We start from the raw sequence: 2,239 nt of genomic DNA on the forward strand, positions 1-2,239 counted from the left end.
AGCATATACCGAGGACGCAGCAACCCGGCTGCTTGATCAGATAAACCAGCAGACTGCTGCCATGCAGTCCCAGCTGGATGCCAGTGACAAGCTTAATAGCGCGACACAGGCTCGTATCAAGTTCGAGCAGCAGATTGCTGACCTCAAATCTAAGACGCAGCTCACCGCTGACCAGAAGGCGATCCTTTCCCGTTCAGATGAAATCCTCCAGGCATATAAGCAGCAGGAGGCACTTCAAAATTCCGTAAAAACCCTGGACGATTACCGGAAGATGCAGGAGCAGGTAAAGACGAAGGATGAGCGGACCAACGATCTGCTTAAAACCCGTCTTGAACTGCTGGAGAAAGCCAAAGCAACCGGGCAACTGAAACCCGGTGAATATGAAAAAACGCGGGCAGATATTTATCAAAACACCGATATGCAACTGCCCTCGACGGTTCGTAATGTTGTAGGAAACCTGACACCCACAGGAGGGCGACTCTCTGGAACTTTTGAGGGGATGCAGGGGCAAATCAACGAATATGACCAGGCTCAGCAAGAGCTCCAGCGCTGGCTGGCAGCTCAGGAGGAAGCCTATGCGAAGGCCGGTGAAATAACTGCCGAGGGTGAGGCCAGAATGACCTCTATTCGTCAGCGTGCAGCGGATGCAAATCAGGTCATAGAGGCTCAGAAAAACACCATCATATCTGCGGCCACGCAGTCCTTGTTTGATAGCACCGCTGAAATCATGCGAACGGGGTTTGGTGAGCAATCGGCAATCTACAAGGTCGCTTTTGCTGCGAGCAAGGCATTCGCTATCGCGGACTCAATGGTGAAAATCCAGCAGGCTATAGCAAGCGGTGCAGTTAGCGCGCCTTATCCGGCCAACATCATCGCTATGGCCTCAATCGCTGCGCAGACTGCCAGTATCGTCTCAAATATCCAGGCTGTTTCAGGTGTTGGCTTCGCCTTCGGCGGTTACACAGGCCCCGGTGGTAAGTATCAGCCAGCGGGTATTGTTCACAAAGGAGAGTACGTCTTCGACCAGGCATCAACGAACCGGATCGGCGTGTCTCAGCTTGAGGCACTTCGAAATGGCCAACCGCTTGATGCAACTCTGGGGCGCACAGGGTTTGGTACTGGTGTTCAGAACGTTAACAGCGATAACCGTAGGCAAACAACTGTACACGCGCCGATTAATCAGGAGTTTCATCTCCAGGGTATTACTCCGGAGCAGTTGAGCGCTACACTCAATCAGAATAATCGACAGCTTTCCAGGCAGTTAAAAGGTGAACTCACAAAGGAGGTTACCATGCCACAAGGGGCTTTTGGCAACGCTCTAAAAGGAAACTATACACGACACGGCCCTAGGTAAGCTAAACTGCATTAGCTGAGACTTGATTAGGTAGGTAAGTCTAACAATCTGAGTAGGTACAAGAAAACACAAGGATCTTATTAATGGAAGCGTTGTTAACATTTACATTTAAAGACTTCATAGCTTTTATGATTCCTCTTTTTATTGGCGGACTAATCTTCAATAGGAGACNTAAACGTAAGGAGGTCCGAGTGAAGTTTTCATTTCTTTGGCTTGTTTTGATTGTCGGTGGAATTCTTGAAATATGCGATGACATCTACACAACTTATTCCTATAGGCATAATCACTTATATAATAATGATACGCTTACAACCGTGTTTAACTATGATTTTGCAAAAATTGTTTTTTGTGGGGTTTTGATCTTTGTTTCTATTGCGCTTCTTCTTCAGGAGTTGCTTTTAAACAAGCAGTCACATTGACGTATATTTCCTGTCGGCGCATCGCCATTTTTTTATTTTGATATGGGGCTGTGCCGAAACAATGTAAGTTCACATTAAATCCAATAAAATTAATATATTGATAATGCTGTTATTTTTGATTTCTTTTAGCTCTTGAGGTGAGTTGATAAATATATCGCCTTGTGTGTTTGTTTCGATTTAATAAGATTTTTATCTTCATTAATCTGAACCAAAAAATCAGAGATTTCTTCGATTCCATCGTGCTTTATTCTGAAATGAAAACCCTCCTGAGGTTAATGGTGAAATTTTATTCGAGATACTTTACCGGGAGCCTGCATGACTGATATCTACTACCCACATGACTATCTTCCAATGCCACTGCAGGAAGGATACGGATTCCAGCCTGTAAGCCCGTTAAAACGAACCCAGCTAACCACCGGTCGCGCGCGGCAAAGGCGAGCTTATACGTCCACGCCGACGCAGGCCA

The 2,239-nt window shown here is 46.3% G+C and carries 1 pseudogene; it reads left to right on the forward strand.

Going from position 1 to position 2,239, the window contains the following annotated elements:
- Positions 1 to 1,354: pseudogene (locus VZP09_RS07165) on the forward strand (phage tail length tape measure family protein); the annotation flags it as partial.
- Between the last annotated feature and the right edge of the window lie 885 nt (positions 1,355 to 2,239).

The organism is Klebsiella sp. EMBS2024 (assembly GCF_036233805.1).
GTDB classification, from domain to species: Bacteria; Pseudomonadota; Gammaproteobacteria; order Enterobacterales; family Enterobacteriaceae; genus Klebsiella; species Klebsiella pneumoniae.